This window comes from Methylobacterium sp. PvP105 (assembly GCF_017876975.1).
In the GTDB taxonomy this organism is placed as follows: domain Bacteria; phylum Pseudomonadota; class Alphaproteobacteria; order Rhizobiales; family Beijerinckiaceae; genus Methylobacterium; species Methylobacterium radiotolerans.
Map to the genome: position 1 here is coordinate 3,317,918 of NZ_JAGIPA010000001.1, position 14,375 is coordinate 3,332,292.

Annotated in this window: 16 protein-coding genes; 14 read left to right on the forward strand and 2 right to left on the reverse strand. The window is 68.6% G+C overall.

Annotation, left to right across the window (positions count from 1 at the left end):
• Window positions 1-26 precede the first annotated feature (26 nt).
• The 14 genes from fusA to recA all read left to right on the forward strand — a co-directional run bounded on the left by fusA (window position 27) and on the right by recA (window position 10,142).
• Window positions 27-2,102, forward strand: a complete 2,076-nt coding sequence (fusA, locus tag J3A75_RS16010) for an elongation factor G (protein ID WP_012319184.1) — start codon at window positions 27-29, stop codon at window positions 2,100-2,102.
• A gap of 44 nt (window positions 2,103-2,146) precedes the next feature.
• Window positions 2,147-3,337, forward strand: coding sequence for an elongation factor Tu (gene tuf, locus J3A75_RS16015; protein ID WP_012319185.1), 1,191 nt, complete (start codon window positions 2,147-2,149; stop codon window positions 3,335-3,337).
• Between the two features lie 80 nt (window positions 3,338-3,417).
• Window positions 3,418-3,726 carry a 30S ribosomal protein S10 gene (gene rpsJ, locus J3A75_RS16020; RefSeq protein ID WP_007569268.1) on the forward strand — a complete coding sequence of 103 codons (309 nt, stop codon included), beginning with the start codon at window positions 3,418-3,420 and terminating at the stop codon, window positions 3,724-3,726.
• 51 nt (window positions 3,727-3,777) lie between these two features.
• On the forward strand, window positions 3,778-4,503 hold the full coding sequence (rplC, locus tag J3A75_RS16025) for a 50S ribosomal protein L3 (RefSeq protein ID WP_012319186.1): 726 nt from the start codon (window positions 3,778-3,780) through the stop codon (window positions 4,501-4,503).
• Window positions 4,503-5,123 carry a 50S ribosomal protein L4 gene (gene rplD, locus J3A75_RS16030; RefSeq protein ID WP_012319187.1) on the forward strand — a complete coding sequence of 207 codons (621 nt, stop codon included), beginning with the start codon at window positions 4,503-4,505 and terminating at the stop codon, window positions 5,121-5,123. Before rplC ends, rplD begins: the two co-directional genes overlap by 1 nt.
• On the forward strand, window positions 5,120-5,416 hold the full coding sequence (locus J3A75_RS16035) for a 50S ribosomal protein L23 (RefSeq protein WP_012319188.1): 297 nt from the start codon (window positions 5,120-5,122) through the stop codon (window positions 5,414-5,416). Before rplD ends, J3A75_RS16035 begins: the two co-directional genes overlap by 4 nt.
• Before the next feature lie 25 nt (window positions 5,417-5,441).
• Window positions 5,442-6,278 (forward strand): 50S ribosomal protein L2, encoded by an 837-nt coding sequence (rplB, locus tag J3A75_RS16040; protein ID WP_012319189.1) that lies wholly within the window; start codon window positions 5,442-5,444, stop codon window positions 6,276-6,278.
• Between the two features lie 5 nt (window positions 6,279-6,283).
• On the forward strand, window positions 6,284-6,562 hold the full coding sequence (gene rpsS, locus J3A75_RS16045; protein WP_012319190.1) for a 30S ribosomal protein S19: 279 nt from the start codon (window positions 6,284-6,286) through the stop codon (window positions 6,560-6,562).
• Window position 6,563: 1 nt separating this feature from the next.
• A complete protein-coding gene (gene rplV, locus J3A75_RS16050; protein ID WP_012319191.1) occupies window positions 6,564-6,950 on the forward strand; it encodes a 50S ribosomal protein L22 in 387 nt (128 codons plus the stop codon).
• A 10-nt stretch (window positions 6,951-6,960) separates the two neighbouring features.
• Window positions 6,961-7,707, forward strand: coding sequence for a 30S ribosomal protein S3 (gene rpsC, locus J3A75_RS16055; RefSeq protein WP_012319192.1), 747 nt, complete (start codon window positions 6,961-6,963; stop codon window positions 7,705-7,707).
• 11 nt (window positions 7,708-7,718) lie between these two features.
• Window positions 7,719-8,132: a 50S ribosomal protein L16 gene (gene rplP, locus J3A75_RS16060; protein ID WP_012319193.1), complete on the forward strand. Its 414-nt coding sequence runs from the start codon at window positions 7,719-7,721 to the stop codon at window positions 8,130-8,132.
• 12 nt (window positions 8,133-8,144) lie between these two features.
• Window positions 8,145-8,360 carry a 50S ribosomal protein L29 gene (gene rpmC / locus J3A75_RS16065; RefSeq protein ID WP_209650423.1) on the forward strand — a complete coding sequence of 72 codons (216 nt, stop codon included), beginning with the start codon at window positions 8,145-8,147 and terminating at the stop codon, window positions 8,358-8,360.
• A gap of 21 nt (window positions 8,361-8,381) precedes the next feature.
• The gene (rpsQ, locus tag J3A75_RS16070) at window positions 8,382-8,645 is read left to right on the forward strand and encodes a 30S ribosomal protein S17 (RefSeq protein WP_012319195.1); all 264 of its coding nucleotides are present in this window, start codon (window positions 8,382-8,384) and stop codon (window positions 8,643-8,645) included.
• Between the two features lie 435 nt (window positions 8,646-9,080).
• Window positions 9,081-10,142, forward strand: a complete 1,062-nt coding sequence (recA, locus tag J3A75_RS16075) for a recombinase RecA (protein WP_373866322.1) — start codon at window positions 9,081-9,083, stop codon at window positions 10,140-10,142.
• Between the two features lie 127 nt (window positions 10,143-10,269).
• On the opposite strand, the gene cckA is transcribed toward recA, so the two are convergent.
• Window positions 10,270-13,047 carry a cell cycle histidine kinase CckA gene (gene cckA / locus J3A75_RS16080; RefSeq protein ID WP_012319197.1) on the reverse strand — a complete coding sequence of 926 codons (2,778 nt, stop codon included), beginning with the start codon at window positions 13,045-13,047 and terminating at the stop codon, window positions 10,270-10,272.
• Between the two features lie 218 nt (window positions 13,048-13,265).
• Window positions 13,266-14,333, reverse strand: coding sequence for a flagellar biosynthesis protein FlhB (flhB, locus tag J3A75_RS16085; protein ID WP_209650424.1), 1,068 nt, complete (start codon window positions 14,331-14,333; stop codon window positions 13,266-13,268).
• Window positions 14,334-14,375 lie beyond the last annotated feature (42 nt).

Sequence of the window (14,375 nt, forward strand, 5' to 3'; positions counted from 1 at the left end):
TTCCGCCGTCTCTCAGGAGCAATTCGATGCCCCGCACGCACGCGATCGAGGACTACCGCAACTTCGGCATCATGGCCCACATCGATGCCGGCAAGACCACGACCACGGAGCGGATCCTCTACTACACCGGAAAGTCCCACAAGATCGGCGAGGTCCATGAGGGCGCCGCCACCATGGACTGGATGGCGCAGGAGCAGGAGCGTGGCATCACGATCACCTCGGCTGCGACCACCTGCTTCTGGCGCGACAAGCGCCTGAACATCATCGACACCCCCGGCCACGTCGACTTCACCATCGAGGTGGAGCGCTCGCTCCGCGTGCTCGACGGCGCCGTGTGCGTGCTCGACGGCAACCAGGGCGTCGAGCCGCAGACCGAGACCGTGTGGCGCCAGGCCGACAAGTACGACGTGCCGCGCGTCGTGTTCGTCAACAAGATGGACAAGATCGGCGCCGACTTCTTCAAGTGCGTCGCAGACATCATCGACCGCGTCGCCGGCAAGCCCGTGTGCCTGCAGCTCCCGATCGGGGCCGAGTCCAGCTTCCAGGGCGTCATCGACCTCATCAAGATGAAGGCGATCGTCTGGTCGGGCGAGGCGCTCGGCGCCAACTTCGACGAGACCGAGATCCCGGCCGACCTCAAGGACCAGGCCGTCGAGTACCGCACCAAGCTGGTCGAGGCCTGCGTCGAGCTCGACGACGACGCCATGTCCGCCTACCTCGACGGCAACGAGCCGGACGAGGCGACGATGCGCACCCTAGTGCGCAAGGCCGTGCAGCTGCGCGCCTTCCACCCGGTGCTCTGCGGCTCGGCGTTCAAGAACAAGGGCGTGCAGCCGCTCCTCGACGCCGTCGTGGACTACCTGCCCTCCCCGGCCGACCGCGGCGAGATCAAGGGCATCGACTTCAAGACCGAGGAAGAGACCGTCCGTCACCCGTCGGACTCGGATCCCTTCTCCATGCTCGCCTTCAAGATCATGGACGATCCCCACGTCGGCACGATCACCTTCTGCCGCGTGTACTCGGGCAAGGTCGAGACGGGCGCCAACGTCCTGAACTCGTCGCGCGACAAGAAGGAGCGCGTCGGCCGCATGCTCCTGATGCACGCCAACAACCGCGAGGACATCAAGGAGGCCTTCGCGGGCGACATCGTCGCCCTCGCCGGCCTCAAGGATACCCGCACGGGCGACACCCTCTGCGACCCGCAGAAGGCCGTGATCCTCGAGAAGATGGAGTTCCCCGAGCCCGTCATCGAGATCGCCGTCGAGCCGAAGTCGAAGGCCGACCAGGAGAAGCTCGGCATCGCGCTCTCGAAGCTCGCCGCCGAGGATCCGTCCTTCCGCGTCTCCACCGACCAGGAGTCGGGCCAGACCATCCTCAAGGGGATGGGCGAGCTCCACCTGGACATCAAGGTCGACATCCTGCGCCGCACCTACAAGGTCGACGCGAATATCGGCCAGCCGCAGGTCGCCTACCGCGAGAAGCTGACCCGCCGTCAGGAGATCGACTACACGCACAAGAAGCAGACCGGCGGTACCGGTCAGTTCGCCCGCGTGAAGTTCGTGGTCGAGCCGAACGAGCCGGGCGCCGGCTTCTCGTTCGAGTCGAAGATCGTCGGCGGCGCGGTGCCGAAGGAGTACATCCCGGGCGTCGAGAAGGGCCTGAACTCGGTGCTCGGCGCCGGCGTGCTGGCCGGCTTCCCGGTCGTCGACGTCAAGGTCGAGCTGGTCGACGGCGCCTACCACGACGTCGACTCGTCGGCGCTCGCCTTCGAGATCGCCTCCCGCGCGGCCTTCCGTGAGGCCCTGCAGAAGGGCGGCTCGGTCCTGCTCGAGCCGGTGATGAAGGTCGAGGTCGTCTCGCCGGAAGAGTACACCGGCTCGGTCATCGGCGACCTGAACGCCCGCCGCGGCCAGATCCAGGGCCAGGACATGCGCGGCAACGCCAACGTCATCAACGCGATGGTGCCGCTGGCCAACATGTTCGGCTACGTGAATCAGCTGCGCTCCTTCTCCCAGGGCCGCGCCAACTTCACGATGCAGTTCGACCACTACGAAGAGGTGCCGCGCGGCGAGGCCGACAAGGTCATCGCCAAGTACGCCTAAGCATCTCTTCTTCCGCAACGCGAATTCGAATTTAGGAGGCTCTGATGGGCAAGGAAAAGTTCTCCCGCACCAAGCCGCACTGCAACATTGGCACGATCGGCCACGTCGATCACGGCAAGACGTCTCTGACGGCGGCGATCACGAAGGTTCTGGCCGAGACGGGCGGGGCGACGTTCACGGCCTACGACCAGATCGACAAGGCGCCTGAGGAGAAGGCGCGCGGGATCACGATCTCGACGGCGCACGTGGAGTACGAGACGCAGAACCGTCACTACGCGCACGTCGACTGCCCCGGCCACGCCGACTACGTGAAGAACATGATCACGGGCGCGGCGCAGATGGACGGCGCGATCCTGGTTGTGTCGGCGGCCGACGGCCCGATGCCGCAGACCCGCGAGCACATCCTGCTGGCCCGCCAGGTCGGCGTGCCGGCGCTGGTGGTGTTCCTCAACAAGGTCGACATGGTCGACGACGAGGAGCTGCTGGAGCTGGTCGAGCTCGAGGTGCGCGAGCTGCTGTCGAAGTACGACTTCCCCGGCGACGACATCCCGATCACCAAGGGCTCGGCGCTGATGGCGCTCGAGGACAAGGAGCCGAAGATCGGCAAGGAGGCGGTCCTGGCGCTGATGGCGACCGTGGACGCCTACATCCCGCAGCCGGAGCGTCCGATCGACATGCCGTTCCTGATGCCGATCGAGGACGTGTTCTCGATCTCGGGCCGCGGCACGGTGGTGACGGGTCGCGTCGAGCGCGGCATCGTGAAGGTGGGCGAGGAAGTCGAGATCGTCGGCATCCGGGCGACCACCAAGACGACGGTGACCGGCGTCGAGATGTTCCGCAAGCTGCTCGACCAGGGCCAGGCGGGCGACAACGTCGGCGTGCTGCTGCGCGGCACGAAGCGCGAGGACGTGGAGCGCGGCCAGGTGGTGTGCAAGCCGGGTTCGGTGAAGCCGCACTCGAAGTTCAAGGCCGAGGCGTACATCCTGACCAAGGAGGAGGGCGGCCGCCACACGCCGTTCTTCACCAACTACCGGCCGCAGTTCTACTTCCGGACCACGGACGTGACCGGGATCTGCACGCTCCCCGAGGGCACCGAGATGGTGATGCCGGGCGACAACGTGACCATGGACGTGGCGCTGATCGTGCCGGTGGCCATGGAGGAGAAGCTGCGCTTCGCCATCCGCGAGGGCGGCCGCACCGTCGGCGCCGGCGTCGTCGCCGCCATCAACGACTGAGCTCGAGCAAGCATCCTTAGCAGGGCGCGGCGGGGTGAGCGCCCCGCGTACCCCGCCGTCCCTCTCAAGGTTCCAGGATCATGAACGGTCAGAACATCCGCATTCGCCTCAAGGCGTTCGATCACCGCATCCTCGATGCGTCGACTAAGGAGATCGTCTCCACGGCCAAGCGTACGGGCGCGACCATCCGCGGCCCGATCCCGCTCCCGACGCACATCGCCAAGTTCACCGTGAACCGCTCGCCCCACATCGACAAGAAGTCGCGCGAGCAGTTCGAGATGCGCACGCACAAGCGGGTGCTCGATATCGTCGATCCGACGCCTCAGACCGTGGACGCGCTGATGAAGCTCGACCTCGCCGCCGGCGTGGACGTGGAGATCAAGCTCTGAGTCCGCTGAGGACTTAGAGCTTACCGTTTCATCGCGCGAGGGAGAGAACCTATGCGCTCAGGCGTCATCGCACAGAAGGTCGGCATGACCCGCGTCTTCACGGACGCGGGGGAGCATGTCCCTGTCACCGTGCTCAAGATCGATCAGTGCCAGGTGGTTGCCCACCGCACCGTCGAGAAGAACGGCTACGTCGCGCTGCAGGTCGGCGTCGGCAAGGCCAAGGTCAAGAACGTCTCGGCCGCCGAGCGGGGCCGCTTCGCGGTCGCCAAGGTCGAGCCGAAGAAGAAGCTCGCCGAGTTCCGCGTCACCGAGGACGCGCTGATCCCGGTCGGCGCCGAGATCACCGCGGACCACTTCATCCCCGGCCAGTTCGTGGATGTCACCGGCACCACGACCGGTAAGGGCTTCGCCGGCGGTATCAAGCGCTGGAACTTCGGCGGCCTGCGCGCCACCCACGGCGTGTCGATCTCGCACCGCTCGATCGGCTCGACCGGTGGCCGTCAGGACCCGGGCAAGACCTTCAAGAACAAGAAGATGCCGGGTCACCTCGGCGTCGAGCGGGTCACGACCCAGAACCTGCGCGTCGTGCGCACCGATCCCGAGCGCGGCCTGATCCTGGTCGAGGGCGCGGTGCCGGGCGTCGCCGGCGGCTGGATCCAGATCCGCGACGCGGTGAAGCGCAAGCTCCCCGCCGATGTTCCGCTGCCGGGCAAGTTCCGCGAGAACGGCGCCTCCGCTCCGGCGACCGAGGCCCCTGCGGCTGAGGAGACCGCGTGATGAAGCTCGATATCAAAACCCTCGACGGCGCCGGTGCCGGCTCGGTCGAGCTGAACGAAGAGATCTTCGGCCTGGAGCCGCGCGCCGACCTGCTGCAGCGCATGGTCCGCTGGCAGCTCGCCAAGCGCCGCGCCGGCACCCATGCCGTGCAGAACCGCTCGGACGTGAACCGGACCCGCAAGAAGCTCTACAAGCAGAAGGGCACGGGCAACGCCCGCCACGGCGCGGCCTCGGCGCCGCAGTTCCGCGGCGGCGGCCGAGCGTTCGGCCCGGTCGTGCGCGACCACAGCCACGACCTGCCCAAGAAGGTCCGCGCGCTGGCCCTGCGCCACGCCCTGTCGTCCAAGGCCAAGGCCTCGACCCTGATCGTCGTCGACGACATCAAGATCGAGGACCACAAGACCAAGGGTCTCATCGAGCGCTTCGGCAAGATGGGCCTCTCGAACGCGCTGATCATCGGCGGTGCCGAGGTCGACGTGAATTTCGGCCGGGCCGCCCGCGCCATCCCGCAGATCGACGTGCTGCCCGTGCAGGGCATCAACGTCTACGACATCCTGCGCCGCGACACGCTCGTCCTGACGAAGGCCGCCGTCGACGCGCTGGAGGAGCGTTTCAAATGAGTGCCGATCCGCGCCACTACGACATCGTCGTCTCCCCGGTCATCACCGAGAAGGCGACGAACCTGACCGAGCAGAACAAGGTCGTGTTCCGGGTCGCCCCCAAGGCGACCAAGCCTCAGATCAAGGAGGCCGTGGAGAAGCTGTTCGACGTCAAGGTCACGGCCGTGAACACCCTTGTCACCAAGGGAAAGAAGAAGATTTTCCGCGGCCTCCGCGGACAGCGCTCCGACGTGAAGAAGGCGATCGTGACCCTGGCCGAGGGCCACACGATCGACGTCACGACCGGGCTCTGAGGACGGGTTTTAGGGATCCAAGCCGATGGCCTTGAAGACATTCAAACCGGTCACGCCGAGCCTGCGCCAGCTCGTGCTCGTCGACCGCCGTGAGCTCTACAAGGGCAAGCCGGTGAAGGCGCTGACGGAGGGCAAGTCGTCCTCCGGCGGCCGGAACAACCTCGGCCGCATCACCGTCCGCTTCCGCGGCGGTGGCCACAAGCGCGTGCTGCGCAACGTCGACTTCAAGCGTCGCGACCAGCTGGGCGTCGCCGCCACCGTCGAGCGGATCGAGTACGATCCGAACCGCACCGCGTTCATCGCGCTGATCAACTTCCCGGACGGGAAGCAGAGCTACATCCTGGCCCCGCAGCGCCTGCAGCCGGGCGACAAGGTGGTGGCCGGCGAGAGCGTCGACATCAAGCCGGGCAATGCCGGTCCGGTCGGCTCGATGCCGGTGGGCACGATCGTCCACAATGTCGAGCTGAAGATCGGCAAGGGCGGCGCGATCGCCCGCTCGGCCGGCAACTACGCGCAGATCGTCGGCCGCGACCAGGGCTACGTGACGCTCCGCCTGAACTCCGGCGAGCAGCGCCTGGTCCATGGTCAGTGCTTCGCCAGCGTCGGCGCGGTCTCGAACCCGGACCACATGAACATCTCGCTCGGCAAGGCCGGGCGCAACCGTTGGCTCGGCAAGCGCCCGCACAACCGCGGCGTGGCGATGAACCCGGTCGACCATCCGCACGGCGGCGGCGAGGGTCGCACCTCGGGCGGCCGCAACCCGGTCACGCCCTGGGGCGTGCCCACCAAGGGGAAGAAGACCCGGTCCAACAAGCGGACCGACGTGTTCATCCTGTCCAGCCGCCACAACCGCAAGAAGTAATCGCTATGGCACGCTCTCTCTGGAAGGGGCCGTTCGTCGACGGCTACCTCTTCAAGAAGGCCGAGGCGGCGCGGGGCTCCTCGCGCTCCGAGGTCATCAAGATCTGGAGCCGCCGCTCCACGATCCTCCCGCAGTTCGTCGGGCTCACCTTCGGTGTGCACAACGGGCAGAAGCACATCCCGGTCTACGTCACCGAGGAGATGGTCGGGCACAAGTTCGGCGAGTTCTCGCCGACCCGCACCTTCCCGGGCCACGCGGCCGACAAGAAGGCGAAGAGGCGCTGAGATGGGCAAGCAAGCCACCCCCCGCGCGCTCCCCGAGAACGAGGCGAAGGCCGTCGCGCGCATGCTGCGCGTCAGCCCGCAGAAGCTCAACCTCGTGGCGCAGATGATCCGCGGCAAGAAGGTCGACACGGCGCTCGCCGAGTTGCAGTTCTCGCGCAAGCGGATCTCGACCGAGGTCAAGAAGTGCCTCGAGAGCGCCATCGCCAACGCCGAGAACAACCACGACCTGGACGTGGACGACCTCGTCGTCTCCCAGGCCTTCGTCGGCAAGGCGCTGGTTCTCAAGCGTTTCCACGCCCGCGCCCGCGGCCGCGGCGCGCGCATCCTGAAGCCCTTCTCGAACCTCACCATCGTGGTTCGCGAAGTCCGCCAGGCCGAAGCGGCCTGAGGAGGATCTGATGGGCCAGAAAGTCAACCCGATCGGTCTCCGGCTCGGCATCAACCGGACCTGGGATTCCCGCTGGTTCGCCAACAAGGGCGACTACGCGAAGCTCATGCACGAGGACGTCGCGATCCGCGCCGCCCTCATGAAGCAGCTCAAGCAGGCGGCGGTCTCCAAGATCGTCATCGAGCGCCCGCACCGGAAGTGCCGCGTCACCATCCACTCGGGTCGTCCGGGCGTGGTGATCGGCAAGAAGGGCGCGGATATCGAGAAGCTGCGCAAGCTCGTCGGCACCATGACCAAGGCCGACGTGACCATCAACATCGTCGAGGTGCGCAAGCCCGAGATCGACGCCACCCTGGTGGCCGACTCGATCGCCCAGCAGCTCGAGCGCCGCGTCGCCTTCCGTCGCGCCATGAAGCGGGCCGTCCAGTCGGCCATGCGTCTGGGCGCCGAGGGCATCCGGATCAACTGCTCGGGCCGCCTCGGCGGCGCCGAGATCGCCCGCCAGGAGTGGTACCGCGAGGGCCGCGTCCCGCTGCACACGCTGCGCGCCGACGTCGACTACGGCACCGCCACGGCGTTCACGACCTACGGCACCTGCGGCATCAAGGTGTGGGTGTTCAAGGGCGAGATCCTCGAGCACGACCCGATGGCTCAGGACAAGAAGGCCCAGGAAGAGGGCGGCCGCTCCGGCGGACGCCGTGAGCGCGATGGCGAGGGCGGCCGCGAGCGCGGACGCCGCGAGCGCGAGCACGCGTAAGGTAGGAAGCCATGCTGCAACCGAAAAAGACCCGCTTCCGCAAGCAGTTCAAGGGCCGCATCCACGGTGCGGCCAAGGGCGGCTTCGAGCTGAACTTCGGCCAGTTCGGCCTGAAGGCGGTGGAGCCCGAGCGCGTCACCGCCCGCCAGATCGAGGCGGCCCGCCGCGCGATCACCCGCGAGATGAAGCGCCAGGGCCGCGTCTGGATCCGAGTGTTCCCGGACGTCCCGGTCTCGTCCAAGCCGACCGAGGTCCGCATGGGCTCCGGTAAGGGCGCCCCGGATTACTGGGCGGCCCGGGTCCATCCCGGCCGGATCATGTTCGAGGTCGACGGCGTTGCCGAGAACATCGCCAAGGAGGCGCTCCGCCTCGGCGCCGCGAAGCTCCCGATCCGCACGCGGGTCGTCCAGCGCATCGCCGACTGAACGGAGGATATCGTGAAGTCGATCCAGAGACTGTCTGATCTGAAGGCGCTGTCGCCGGATCAGCTGAATGACGAGCTGATCAACCTCAAGAAGGAGCAGTTCAACCTGCGCTTCCAGGGGGCCACCGGCCAGCTCGAGAACGTCGCCCGCGTCCGTGAGGTCCGCCGCGACATCGCCCGTGTCCGGACTCTGCAGCGCGCCAAGACGCTGCAGCAGGCCAAGGGCTGAGGCGGGTTTTAGGAGACAACCATGCCGAAGCGCATCCTGCAGGGCACCGTCGTCAGCGACAAGGGTGAGAAGACCATCGTGGTGAAGGTGGAGCGTCGCTTCACGCACCCGGTGATGAAGAAGACCGTGCGTCGCTCGAAGAACTATCACGCGCACGACGAGGGCAACGTCGCCAAGGTCGGGCAGACGGTGTTCATCGAGGAGTGCCGTCCGTTCTCGAAGACCAAGACCTGGAAGCTGGTCGAGGGCGACGCTGCCCAGGCCGAGGCCGGCGAAGCCGCCTGATCCCGCGATCCCGGCGGTTGCGGCTTCCCGCGATCGCCTGATCCCGGCCCGCGGCGTCGCGGGATGGTGCCCGCGAGGGTGTCCGTCCCGGGTTCGCCGGGTGACCGGAACGACGAACGCCCGGACGCAATTCGACTCGCGAGAGCCGGATTCGTGCCGGGCGTCGTCGTTTCCGGGAGCGCCTATGGGACGATTCGGCCGATCGGCCGCCGGGTTTTTCCCGGGCGTGTGAACGGCCAGCGTTCCGTCTCGAACTCGGTGTGCGCCGCGCAGCCGCACTTTCGCGTCCGCCCGGCGGACGAGCGGCGTCCCGGGCCTTGTCGACTGAGAACAAAACGGGTACATAGAAGCGGTGGCGACGCGCGTTGTGAACTGCGTCCAACCCCTTCATAAGGAGCCCGCCAGATGGCCCAGCCCGCATTGAAAGTGGTCGACATGCCCCCGGTGGACAAGGACAAGTCCAAGGCGATCGACGCCGCCCTGTCTCAGATCGAGCGCGCCTTCGGCAAGGGCTCGATCATGCGGCTCGGCAAGAGCGACAAGGTTCAGGAGGTCGAGACCGTCTCGACCGGCTCGCTCGGCCTCGACATCGCGCTCGGCGTCGGCGGCCTGCCGCGCGGCCGCGTGATCGAGATCTACGGTCCCGAATCGTCGGGCAAGACGACGCTGGCGCTCCACACCATCGCGGAGGCCCAGAAGAAGGGCGGCGTCTGCGCCTTCGTGGATGCCGAGCACGCCCTCGACCCGGTCTATGCCCGCAAGCTCGGCGTGAACCTCGACGACCTGCTCATCTCCCAGCCCGACACGGGCGAGCAGGCGCTCGAGATCACCGACACGCTGGTGCGCTCCGGCGCCATCGACGTGCTGGTGGTCGACTCGGTGGCCGCGCTGACCCCGCGGGCCGAGATCGAGGGCGAGATGGGCGAGAGCCAGCCCGGCCTCCAGGCCCGGCTGATGAGCCAGGCCCTGCGCAAGCTGACCGGCTCGATCTCGCGCTCGAACTGCATGGTCATCTTCATCAACCAGATCCGGATGAAGATCGGCGTCATGTACGGCAGCCCCGAGACGACTACGGGTGGCAACGCCCTCAAGTTCTACGCGTCGGTGCGCCTGGACATCCGCCGCATCTCGACCCTCAAGGACCGCGACGAGGCGATCGGCAACCAGGTCCGCGTCAAGGTGGTGAAGAACAAGGTCGCGCCGCCGTTCAAGCAGGTCGAGTTCGACATCATGTTCGGCGAGGGCGTGTCGAAGGTCGGCGAGCTGATCGACCTCGGCGTGAAGGCCGGCATCGTCGAGAAGTCCGGCGCCTGGTTCTCGTACAACAGCCAGCGCCTCGGCCAGGGCCGCGAGAACTCGAAGGGCTTCCTGCGCGACAACCCGAAGATCGCCGCCGAGATCGAGGGCTCGATCCGGCAGAATTCCGGTCTGGTCGCCGAGAAGATCCTGGAGAACGCCGCTCCAACGGCGGACGATCTCGACGAGGGCGAGGCCTGAGCCGCGCCGCCGCGCACCGGGATCGGCGCGCGGCGGACCTTGCGACCCGCGAAGATCGGCGGCCCCGGAGCCTCTCCGGGGCCGCTTCGCGTTCAGGGGCGGCGGGAGGACGCGCCGGCGCCGACCCTCAGTCGGCCATCGTCTTCTTCACGGTCTCGACGAGCTGCTTCAGGCTGAAGGGCTTCGGCAGGAAATTGAAGGTCTCGCCCTCGGGCAGGTTCTTGCGGAACGCGTCCTCGGCGTAGCCGGAGACGAAGATCACCTTCAGGTCGGGCTGATGCTTGCGCACCTCGCGCAGGAGGGTCGGGCCGTCCATCTCGGGCATGACCACGTCGGAGACGACGAGGTCGATGGTCTGGGCGCCCTCGCGCACGATCGCCAGGGCCTCTAGGCCCGAGGCCGCCTCCAGAACCGTGTAGCCGCGGGCCGAGAGCGCCCGGCTGTTGACCGCCCGCACCGGATCCTCGTCCTCGACGAGCAGGATGGTGCCCTGCCCCGTATGGTCGGCGGCGGGCTTGCGCGGCGCCGGCTTGTCGGCCTTGGCGGGCGGCGCCTCACCCCGCGGCGCGACGCCGTCGCTGCCGGTGGCCGGCTTGGCGGTCGGATCGGCGCCCGGCTGCAGGACGGTCGGCGCGAGCGGCTCCGCGCGCGGCAGGGCGGGCTCGGCGGCCGCGACCGGCACCTCCTCGGCCTCTGCCACGGGCACGTGGCGCGGCAGGTAGATGCGGAAGGCGGTGCCCTCCCCGACCTTCGACTGCACGTCGATGGTGCCGCCGGACTGCTTGACGATGCCGAACACCGTCGAGAGCCCGAGGCCGGTGCCCTTGCCGATCTCCTTGGTGGTGAAGAACGGCTCGAAGATCTTCTCCATCAGTTCGGGCGGGATGCCCTGACCGGTGTCGCGCACCTCGATCAGCACGTGGTCGCCCGCCGGCGCCCCGCCGCGCCCCTCCGCCCCCGCGGCCGCCCCCGGATCGGAGACGTTCTCGGTACGGATCATCAGCTTGCCGCCCTCCGGCATGGCGTCGCGGGCGTTGACCGCGAGATTGACGATCACTTGCTCGAACTGGTTGACGTCGGCCTTCACCGGCCAGACCTCGCGGCCGTGCTTCAGCTCCAGGGCGACGCGCTCGCCGAGGAGCCGCTTGAGGAGGAGGGTCAGCTCCGAGAGCGCCTCCCCGACATTCATCACCTCGGGACGCAGGGTCTGCCGGCGGGAGAACGCCAGGAGCTGGCGGACGAGGCCCGCCGCCCGGTTGGCGTTCTGCTTGATCTGCATGATGTCCTGGAAGGCCGGGTCGGTCGGCCGGTGGCTCGCGAGCAGCAGGTCCGAGTAGCCGATGATCGCCTGCAGGACGTTGTTGAAGTCGTGCGCGATGCCGCCGGCGAGCTGGCCGACCGCGTTCATCTTCTGGGCCTGGGCGACCTGCTGCTCCAGCTGGCGCTGCGCCGTCGTGTCGAGGGCGTAGAGGATCACCCGCTCGGCCTCGTCGGTCTGCTGGCCGGGATCGCCGCCGTCGGCCGGGCTCAGCCAGACCCGGGCCGAGCGGCCGCCGGGCCCGTTCAGCTGGACCTCGATCGGCTCCGGATCGGTGCGCCCGCTCGCGGCGCGGGCGAGGCCGGCCTCCAGGGCGGTCCGGTCCGCCACCGAGTCGGCGACGTTGGGCTCGACCCGGGGCACGCCCTCGCCGTCCGGGGCTCCGTCGTCGGCCTGCCGCGGGACCGTGCCGAACAGCCGCGTGAACGAGGCGTTGGCGCGGGCGATCCGGCCGCTGCTGTCGAGCGTCGCGATGGCGATCGGCGAGTTGTTGAGGAAGCGGGCGAGGCGCACCTCGGCGGCGCGCTGCGGCTCGTCGGTCTCGGCCCCGGCGGAGCGGTTGATCACGAAGGTCCGCGACGAGCCGGGCTTGCCGTCCTTGCCGAAGGCGACCCGGTGGTAGAGCCGGACCGGCAGGGTGTGACCGTTGCGGCGGCGCAGGTCGAGGTCGAAGCGGTCGGTGCGGACCTCGCCGGGCAGGCCGGCGGTGCGCACCAGCACGTCCGCCTCCGGTGCGATCTCGGTGAGGTGCGGGCCGCCCGGTCCGACGCTGGCGAGGTCGTAGCCGAGCCAGGCCGCCAGGGTCGCGTTCATGTACACGATGGCGCCGGCCGGATCGATCGACAGGAAGCCCGCCGGGGCGTGGTCGAGGTAGTCGATGGCGTGCTGGAGTTCCTGGAAGACGTTCTCCTGCCGCTCGCGCTCGGCGGTGATGTCGGCGACCGTCCAGAGGGAGGCCGCCCGGCGCGGGCGCGCGAGGGGCCGCACCGAGACCCGGTACCAGCCGAAGCCGCGCTCGCCGGCCGTGGGTCCGAGGGGCGGCGACATCCGCACCTCCTCGGTGTGGGCCCGGGCGTCGCGCGAGGCCTGCGACAGGCGGTAGACGGCTTCGGAAACCTCCGGGGAGCCGACGAGGATGCGCTCCACCGGCACGAGGTTCGAGAAGGTGTCGCCGCTGGCGATCCGCAGGTAGGCCTCGTTGGCGTAGATCAGCCGGCCGCCGTCCTCCACCACCAGCTTGCCGTCCGGCGAGGCGTCGACGATGCCCTTGGTGATGTCGTCCCGGGCGGCGCTGCCGCTGAGCTGGAGCGCCCCGATGGCGAGGGCGAACAGGAAGAACACGCCCGCCATGGCCAGCAGGGCCAGGAGCCAGACGATCAGCGACTGGGCCTGCTCGTTGGCCACGAAGGACAGGCCGATAGCGGCGCCGACCAGCAGCCCGGCGAGCACGAGCAGCAGGCCGACCCGGCCCGGCTGTTCCGACCGGTCGATCGAGCCCGTTCCCAGCAGGGCTGACGCCTGTGCGACCGGGGGACCCGAATTCTGCGGGCCCGCGGCGGGCGCCGGAGGTCCAGTGACGTCGGCCATCGGCTTCATTCCAGAACAGTCACCCGGTTAGTCCGCCGGCCATATCAGGACATGCGCGGCGCGGCATCAGTCTCGTCGCGCCAAGCCTAGACACAGCCTCGCGAAAAAAGGTGGAGGAAGCGTGGCTTTCGCCGGCCCGGGCGTTCGGCAGAACGGCTCGGCAAACTGACTCGGCAAACTGACTCGGCGAATTGCCCCGGCGCGGGGTCGCGCGCGGCCTACGCCGCCCTTCTGCGCAGGCGCAGCACGAACCCGATGACCTCCGCCACGGCCCGGTAATGCTCGGCCGGGATCTCCCGGTCGATCTCCACGGTGGCGTGAAGCGCCCGGGCGAGCGGCGGGTTCTCGATGACCGCGACGCCGGTCTCGGCCGCCACCGCGCGGATCCGCAGGGCCAGCGCGTCGACGCCCTTGGCGACGCAGACCGGCGCGGCCATGCCGGTCTCGTAGCGGAGCGCCACCGCGTAGTGGGTCGGGTTCGTCACCACGACGGTGGCGGTGGGGACCGCGGCCATCATGCGCTTCTTCACCCGGGCCATCCGGAGCTGCTTCAGGCGGCCCTTGACCTCGGGATTGCCGTCCGACTCCTTCATCTCCTGCTTGAGTTCCTCCTTCGACATCCGGTGGCGCTTGCGCCAGCGGAACCGCGCGTAGAGCGCGTCGCCGAGGGTGATCGCGAGGTGCATGCACAGCATGCCGGCGAGCAGCTTCAGGCTGAGGGACAGGATCGCCGGCATGGAGGCGGCCGGGTCCAGGCGGGCGAACACCTCCAGCCGGTCGCGGTCGTTCCACAGCATCACCGCGCCGACCACGCCCACGGCGGCGATCTTCGCCAGCCCCTTGCCGAACTGGAACAGGGCCTCGACGCCGAGGAGCCGCTTCACGCCCGCCATCGGCGAGAGGCGCGAGAATTTCGGCATCAGCGTCTCGGCGGAGAACACCAGCGGGTGCTGCAGGAGCCCCGCGGCCAGCCCCGCCACGACGGCCAGTCCCACCGGCACCGCCACCGCCTGGAGCCACAGCCACAGGCCGCGCGTCATGGCCGCCTTCATGGCCGCGGCGTCGTCCGGCAGGGCGTGGGCGTTGGCGAGGTAGGCCTTGAGCCCGTGCAGGAGGTTCGTGGCGATGGTCGGGGCCGCGACCAGCAGCGCCAGGGTGAACGCGCCCAGCATCGCGAAGGTGTTGATCTCGGTGCTGGTCGCGACGTCGCCGCGCTCGATGGCCTGATCGAGCCGTCGCTGGGACGGCTCCTCGGTCTTGTCCTCGTCGTCGGTATCGTCGGCCATCTCACGTCGCGCTCAGAGCGTGGACATCATCGGGTCACGGGC

Excerpts from the sequence above, each read along its gene's own strand:
- rpsC (WP_012319192.1), top strand. The coding sequence starts at position 6,961 with ATGGGCCAGAAAGTCAACCCGATCGGTCTCCGGCTCGGCATCAACCGG.
- rpsQ (WP_012319195.1), top strand. The coding sequence starts at position 8,382 with ATGCCGAAGCGCATCCTGCAGGGCACCGTCGTCAGCGACAAGGGTGAG.
- rplV (WP_012319191.1), top strand. The coding sequence starts at position 6,564 with ATGGGCAAGCAAGCCACCCCCCGCGCGCTCCCCGAGAACGAGGCGAAG.
- rpsJ (WP_007569268.1), top strand. The coding sequence starts at position 3,418 with ATGAACGGTCAGAACATCCGCATTCGCCTCAAGGCGTTCGATCACCGC.
- rplC (WP_012319186.1), top strand. The coding sequence starts at position 3,778 with ATGCGCTCAGGCGTCATCGCACAGAAGGTCGGCATGACCCGCGTCTTC.
- rplB (WP_012319189.1), top strand. The coding sequence starts at position 5,442 with ATGGCCTTGAAGACATTCAAACCGGTCACGCCGAGCCTGCGCCAGCTC.
- tuf (WP_012319185.1), top strand. The coding sequence starts at position 2,147 with ATGGGCAAGGAAAAGTTCTCCCGCACCAAGCCGCACTGCAACATTGGC.
- rplP (WP_012319193.1), top strand. The coding sequence starts at position 7,719 with ATGCTGCAACCGAAAAAGACCCGCTTCCGCAAGCAGTTCAAGGGCCGC.
- rpsS (WP_012319190.1), top strand. The coding sequence starts at position 6,284 with ATGGCACGCTCTCTCTGGAAGGGGCCGTTCGTCGACGGCTACCTCTTC.
- fusA (WP_012319184.1), top strand. The coding sequence starts at position 27 with ATGCCCCGCACGCACGCGATCGAGGACTACCGCAACTTCGGCATCATG.
- rplD (WP_012319187.1), top strand. The coding sequence starts at position 4,503 with ATGAAGCTCGATATCAAAACCCTCGACGGCGCCGGTGCCGGCTCGGTC.
- recA (WP_373866322.1), top strand. The coding sequence starts at position 9,081 with ATGCCCCCGGTGGACAAGGACAAGTCCAAGGCGATCGACGCCGCCCTG.
- flhB (WP_209650424.1), bottom strand. The coding sequence starts at position 14,333 with ATGGCCGACGATACCGACGACGAGGACAAGACCGAGGAGCCGTCCCAG.
- J3A75_RS16035 (WP_012319188.1), top strand. The coding sequence starts at position 5,120 with ATGAGTGCCGATCCGCGCCACTACGACATCGTCGTCTCCCCGGTCATC.
- cckA (WP_012319197.1), bottom strand. The coding sequence starts at position 13,047 with ATGGCCGACGTCACTGGACCTCCGGCGCCCGCCGCGGGCCCGCAGAAT.